5 protein-coding genes are annotated in these 6,372 nt (G+C 64.5%); 2 read left to right on the plus strand and 3 right to left on the minus strand.

The features are described 5' to 3' along the window. Positions 1–796 (plus strand): extensin family protein (locus tag AB7F49_RS36885; protein ID WP_428532165.1); only part of this gene is annotated, 796 nt, incomplete at its 5' end. Positions 797–827: 31 nt separating this feature from the next. Here AB7F49_RS36885 and AB7F49_RS36890 read toward each other — a convergent pair. After that, positions 828–1,805, minus strand: coding sequence for an alpha/beta fold hydrolase (locus AB7F49_RS36890; RefSeq protein WP_428532168.1), 978 nt, complete (start codon positions 1,803–1,805; stop codon positions 828–830). Between the two features lie 78 nt (positions 1,806–1,883). Here AB7F49_RS36890 and AB7F49_RS36895 point away from each other — a divergent pair, with 78 nt between their 5' ends. Beyond that, entirely contained in the window at positions 1,884–2,840 is a 957-nt protein-coding gene (locus AB7F49_RS36895; protein ID WP_428532171.1) for a cation diffusion facilitator family transporter, read from the plus strand. A 3-nt stretch (positions 2,841–2,843) separates the two neighbouring features. Here the strand turns inward: AB7F49_RS36895 and AB7F49_RS36900 are convergent, their stop codons facing one another. Next, positions 2,844–3,236, minus strand: a complete 393-nt coding sequence (locus AB7F49_RS36900; protein WP_428532174.1) for a hypothetical protein — start codon at positions 3,234–3,236, stop codon at positions 2,844–2,846. Between the two features lie 114 nt (positions 3,237–3,350). Beyond that, positions 3,351–6,372: hydantoinase B/oxoprolinase family protein (locus AB7F49_RS36905; RefSeq protein WP_428532177.1), on the minus strand; the 3,022-nt coding region annotated here is incomplete at its 5' end.

Here is a 6,372-nt window from a genome sequence, read left to right on the forward strand (position 1 = left end):
CGACGATGAAGGCCTGCCGCAGCGTCGCGGTTCACGCTCACCCTATCCGATCCCGCCACGGGCAGAACCGGTCCAGCCGGCGCGTGCCATAGCGGCCGCACGCGCCGCGCCGGTGCAATCGTCGGTCCCGCTCGGACGCAACGCATTTTCTGCGTTCGGTCCGGTGGAGATCAAACCCGCCGCGACGCTCGCCTGTCCAATGGCCACGGCGCTGGACCGCTGGATCATCGATTCGGTTCAGCCGGCGGCGCAGCGCTGGTTCCGGCAGCCCGTGGTCGAGCTCCGGCAGATATCGGCCTATTCATGCCGCGGCATGAACAACCAGCCGGGCGCGCGCGTTTCCGAACATGCCTTTGGCAATGCGCTCGATATTTCCTCCTTCACCCTCGAGGACGGACGCCGGATCTCCGTAAAGACCGGCTGGCGCGGCTCACCCGAGGAACAAGGCTTCCTGCGCGATGTGCAGGGCGCGGCCTGCGAGCAATTCAGCACCGTGCTGGCGCCGGGCTCGAACCGCTTTCACTACGATCATTTCCATTTCGACCTGATGCGGCGCCGGAGCGCCTACCGGGTCTGCAATCCGGATTCTGTTCCGGGCGACGTCGTGGCCGAGCGTGTGGCGCGCGAGCGGGGCTATGCCTGGCGGCCCGACGCGGGGGTCACCGGCTCGATCAGAAAGGCCGTCGCGAAGCGCAAGGCCGCGCTCAATGGCAGGTCGAAGGTGAAGCCGCCGACGCGCAACATCCTCGACGACGATGACTGGATCGAGGACGACGGCCCGCGGCCGGAGGATTAGGCGCGTTGCGGTGCCGCGCTTTCGGCACCGCCTATTGCGTCGGCTTTCGGCCTTCGAGGAAGGGACCGGCGCGCGTCAGGAAGACTTCCGGACATTCGATGAGGATCCAGTGTCCGCAATTCCTGATCACGCCGCCTTCCACATTGTCCGCGACCGTTGACAACTGGTCGAACAGCGTCGAACCGGTGCCTCCTTCGCCGCCCAGCGCCAGAACCGGCATCTTGATGCGGTTCGACTTCACCCATTCGGCATTCTGCTGAGCGCTGGCGTTCCGTGCCCGGAACAGTTGCAGTGCTGCACGGATCGCGCCAGGTGCGGTGAATTCGGACACGACGCGCGGGATTTCGGCATCGACCGCGACATGGTTCATGGCGAAGCTCTTCAGGAACCACGTGAAGTACAGGTTCTCCTTGCCCTCGATCAGCGCCTCCGGCAGGTCGGGTACGCTGTAGAACGACCAGTGCCATAGCCGTGGATCGCGCGTCAGCGCCTCCCAGGGCGCGATGCCCGGAACCACGGAATCGAGGATGACGATCCTCTGCACGATGTCCGGGTAGGCCGTGGCCATCTGGAAGGTCACGTGAACGCCGAGATCGAAGCCGACCACGGAAAACTGCTTGAATCCCTGCTGTTCCATGAGCTGCCGGATGTCTTCTCCGACCTCCCGCGTGCCGAACCAGTCGAGCACGTGCGACGATCCGCCATAACCGCGCATGTCGGGTGCGATCACGGTGAACTTCTTCGCCAGTTCGGGAATCACGTTGCGCCACATCGATGATGTCGAGGCCCAGCCATGCAGCAACACCACGGCGGGCCCGCTGCCCGCGCGCAGATAATGCAGGCGGACGTTGTTGACATTGGCACGGTTGCTCATGATCCCGGACGGAACCGGAGGCACGATGACTTCGGCGCGTGACTGTGGCGGCGGGGGCGTGATCTGCGCCTGAGCGCCAGACAGCGGAACGATCAGCATCGCGATGAGCGCAGTTCCGCGAAGAATATTCCGCATCGTCGCCTCCCTGATATCTCTTTTGTTATGGTCCTGAGCCTAGACACGCGCCGGCACGCGGTCAATTGTGAGGACCGAATGCACGATCACGCCCACGATCACGGCAGTCACCCGGATGGGCACGGCCATTCCCACGCGCCGAAAGACTTCGGCCGCGCCTTCGCGATCGGCGTTGCGCTCAATCTCGGCTTTGTCGTGGTGGAAGCGGTTTTCGGAATTCTCGCCAATTCCACCGCGCTCCTTGCCGATGCCGGGCACAATCTGAGCGACGTGATCGGCCTGCTGATCGCATGGGGCGCAACGATCCTTGCGAGACGTCCGCCGACCGAACGGCTCACCTATGGTCTGCGCGGCACCTCGATTCTGGCGGCGCTCGGCAACGCGCTGCTGCTGATCTTTGCCTGCGGCGCCATCGCCTGGGAGGCGGTCTGGCGGTTTGCCAGCCCGGAGCCGGTGGCTGGCACGACGGTGATGATCGTGGCCGGGATCGGTATTCTGATCAATGGCTTCACCGCCTGGCTGTTCATGAGCGGACAGCGCAGCGACCTCAATATCCGCGGTGCCTATCTGCACATGGTGGCCGATGCCGGCGTCTCGCTCGGCGTGGTGATCGCCGGCGCCGCCATCATGCTGACCGGCTGGCTGTGGCTCGATCCGCTGACCAGCCTTGTGATCGTCGCCGTCATCCTGTGGGGAACATGGGGACTTCTACGGGACTCGATCAGTCTCGCGCTCGGTGGCGTGCCGCCGCATATCGAGCTTTCGCGGGTGAGGGCGTGCCTCGAAGGTCTGCCGGGCGTTGCGCGCGTCCATCACCTCCATGTCTGGGCGATGGGCACGAACGAGGTTGCGCTCACCGCGCATCTCGTGATGCCCGATGGCCATCCCGGCAACGATTTCTTCAAGAGCGCCGAAGCCGAACTGCATGCGCGGTTCGGAATCGCGCATCCCACGCTTCAGATCGAACTGGGCGAACGCGACGGCGGCGTCTCCGGCATCGGCGTAGCTAGCAGCAACGACCGCAACGCCGGATAAGCGCTATGCGCAGCGGCGCAGCGCCACCGCCGGTCCGGTCTGAGGGTCGATTTCGATGTGGTCGTCGTCGATGAGGCGCAGGGTGTAGGTCTGGCGCGCATTGATCATCGCATTGTCGAACTGGTCGATGATGCGATAGCTTTTGTTGCCGATCTGCTCGACCGAGAAATTGCGAAAGGACGACACACCGCCGACAGTGTCGCGCCGCAATACGCCCTCGAAACTCATATAGCGCTTGCCGCAATCGTCCGCCGGTCCTTCGGCGTCCGGATTGTCGTAGGTCCACTTGCCGGAGATCGGATAGCTGTCGGCAACCGCGACGGCGGTCACGGTCAGAAGGCCGAAGGCGGCCGCGATCAGCCCGAGGCCGAGGCGGCGCATGTCGAAGTCCTGCATGGCAAATCTCTCGCGATGAAGCGGTCATTATCCCATGCGGGCAAGATTCGATCCATGTCTCCGCGGCTGCCGCATGCAACCATGGTTTACGAAAGCTTGCGGGCGCACGCTCTGTCAGCCCGTCCTGCCGTAGCCGCCGGCGGTCGGCACCTGGATGATGATCGCCTCGTCGGCGTCGATCACCGTTGCGTCGCAGCCCTGCAGCGTTTTGACGTGGCCGCCCTTGCGGCGCACCGCATTCTCGCCGGTCTGCCCGGCTTCGCCGCCGGCCAGTCCGAACGGCCGCACCCGGCGATGGCCCGAGAGAATGGTGCATTCCATCTTTTCGAGGAAGCGGATGGTGCGGCGGATGCCGTCGCCGGCGTGCCATTTCCCCGCGCCGCCTGAACCTTTGCGGATGTGGAAATCCTCCAGCAGCACCGGATAGCGGAATTCCAGTATCTCCGGGTCGGTGAGGCGGGTGTTGGTCATGTGGGTGTGCACGGCATCGGTGCCGTTGAAGCCGGGGCCGGCAGGCGAGCCCGAGCAGATCGTTTCGTAATACTGATAGCGTTCGTTGCCGAAGTTGAGATTGTTCATGGTGCCCTGCGCGGCGCTGAGCGCGCCCAGCGCACCGAACAGGCAATTGGTGACCGCCTGCGACACCTCGACATTGCCGGCGACGACCGCGGCCGGATATTCCGGTGTCAGCATGGTCTGTTTAGGGATCACGATGTTGATCGGACGCAGGCATCCCGCATTCATCGGGATGTCGTCGTCGACCATCACGCGGAACACGTAGAGCACCGCGGCGCGCGTGACCGGTTCGGGCGCATTGAAATTCGTCGGCTGCTGCTTTGAGGTGCCGGTGAAGTCGACGGTCGCTTCGCGCTTTTTCTGGTCGACCGTGATCCTGACCTTGATCACGGTACCCTGATCCATCTCGTAGGAGAATTCGGAATCGTGCAGCCGGTCGATCACGCGCCGCACGCTTTCGGCGGCGTTGTCCTGCACATGCTTCATGTAGGCCTGCACCACCGGCAGCGTGAAATGCGCCACCATCTTGCGCAGTTCCTGCACGCCTTTCTCGTTGGCGGCGATCTGCGCCTTCAGGTCGTTGACATTCTGCACCGGATTGCGCGCCGGATATTTGGCGCCTGTCAGCGCCGCGTAGATCTCCTTCTCGCGGAAGCGGCCGCGATCCACCAGCTTGAAATTGTCGAGATAGACGCCTTCCTCCTCGATCGTGGTGGCGTTCGGCGACATCGAGCCCGGCGAAATCCCGCCGACATCGGCATGGTGGCCGCGCGAGGCGACCCAGAAGAGAATTTTCCGCTTCGCCGCATCGAACACCGGCGTGCACACCGTGATGTCCGGCAGATGGGTGCCGCCGTTATAGGGCGCGTTGATCGCGTAGACGTCGCCCGGCCGGATTTTTCCCCGGTTCTCGCGGATGATGGTCTCGACCGCGCGGTCCATCGAGCCGAGATGCACCGGCATATGCGGCGCGTTGGCGACCAGCGCGCCGTCGCCGGAAAACACCGCGCAGGAAAAGTCGAGCCGCTCCTTGATGTTCACCGAATAGGCGGTGTTCTGCAATGCGACGCCCATCTGCTCGGCGATCGACATGAACAGATTGTTGAATACTTCCAGCATCACCGGATCGGCCCGGGTGCCGATGGCGCTGGTGCGCTTCAGCGCTTTGAAGCGCGTCAGCACCAGATGGTTCTTCGCGGTCAGCGCTGCCTGCCAGCCGGGCTCGACCACGATGGTCTGGTGCGGTTCGATGATAATGGCCGGACCCTTGATGGTTTGTCCGGGCCTGATCTGATCGCGGGCATAGACCGAAGCCTTGTGCCACGCGCCATGCGAAAAAAATCGGGTGCGGCGGGCCGGCGAGGACAGCCTGCCGCGTGTGACTTTCAGCGCGCGTTCGCGGAATTTGGCGCCGCCGCCGATCGCTTCGACCGACACCGCCTCCAGCACCAGCCCCTTGTTGCGATCGATGAAGCCGAACTGCGACTTGTGCGCCTTTTCGAAGGCGCGCGTCATGGCCGAAATGCTGCCGGCCTCCACCACCAGGGCGGTATCAGTCCCCGCGTAGCGGATATGCGCGCGCACGATCACCTTGATCGCCTTTGAAGCCACGCCCTGGCCTGCGACTTCGTCGCGCACGGCCTTGCCGAGGCTCTTGCCGATCCGGGTCAGTGTCTTCAGGCCCTTGCCGCCGAGCGGCTCCTCGATCGCCTGCTGGCGGGTGGCGCGGATGTCGGCCAGTCCCATGCCGTATGCCGAGAGCAGCGACGAGAACGGATGGATCAGCACGCTGGTCATGCCGAGCGCATCGGCGACCAGGCAGGCATGCTGGCCGCCGGCGCCGCCGAAGCAATTGAGCGCATAGCGGGTCACGTCGTAACCGCGCTGCACCGAAATCTTCTTGATCGCGTTGGCCATGTTCTCGACCGCGATCTTGATGAATCCGTCGGCGATTTCTTCCGGCTTGCGGCCGCCGCCGACTTCCTTCGCAAGCGCTGCGAAGCCTTCGCGCACCGCCTCGCTATCAAGCGGCTGGTTCTGTTGCGGTCCGAAAATCTTCGGGAAAAATTCAGGGATCAGTTTCCCCGCCATCACATTGGCGTCGGTGACGGCAAGCGGGCCGCCGCGGCGATAACACTTGGGCCCCGGATTGGCGCCCGCCGAATCCGGGCCGACCCGGAAGCGCGCGCCGTCGAAATGCAGGATCGAGCCGCCGCCCGCGGCCACGGTGTGGATGCGCATCATCGGAGCGCGCATGCGCACGCCTGCGACTTCGGTCTCGAACGCCCGCTCGTACTCGCCGTCAAAATGCGACACGTCGGTCGAGGTGCCGCCCATGTCGAAGCCGATGACGCGGGAAAAGCCGGCTTCGCGTGCGGTCTGGGCCATCGACACCACGCCACCCGCGGGACCCGACAGGATGGCATCCTTCCCCTGGAACAGCTCGGCGGCGGTCAGTCCGCCGGACGACATCATGAACATGAGGCGGGGATTGCTGACTTCTCCGCTTGCTCGGCTGCGCTCCCTCCCCCCATGCGCAGCATGGTGGGGAGGGTTGGGGTGGGGGGTGTCGACGAGGATATCCGATGGTGAGGCGGGGGCCCCCCCCCCCCCCCCCCCC

Origin of the sequence: Pseudorhodoplanes sp., from assembly GCF_050250235.1 — a bacterium.
Classification (GTDB): domain Bacteria; phylum Pseudomonadota; class Alphaproteobacteria; order Rhizobiales; family Xanthobacteraceae; genus Pseudorhodoplanes.

Excerpts from the sequence above, each read along its gene's own strand:
- AB7F49_RS36890 (WP_428532168.1), bottom strand. The coding sequence starts at position 1,805 with ATGCGGAATATTCTTCGCGGAACTGCGCTCATCGCGATGCTGATCGTT.
- AB7F49_RS36895 (WP_428532171.1), top strand. The coding sequence starts at position 1,884 with ATGCACGATCACGCCCACGATCACGGCAGTCACCCGGATGGGCACGGC.
- AB7F49_RS36900 (WP_428532174.1), bottom strand. The coding sequence starts at position 3,236 with ATGCAGGACTTCGACATGCGCCGCCTCGGCCTCGGGCTGATCGCGGCC.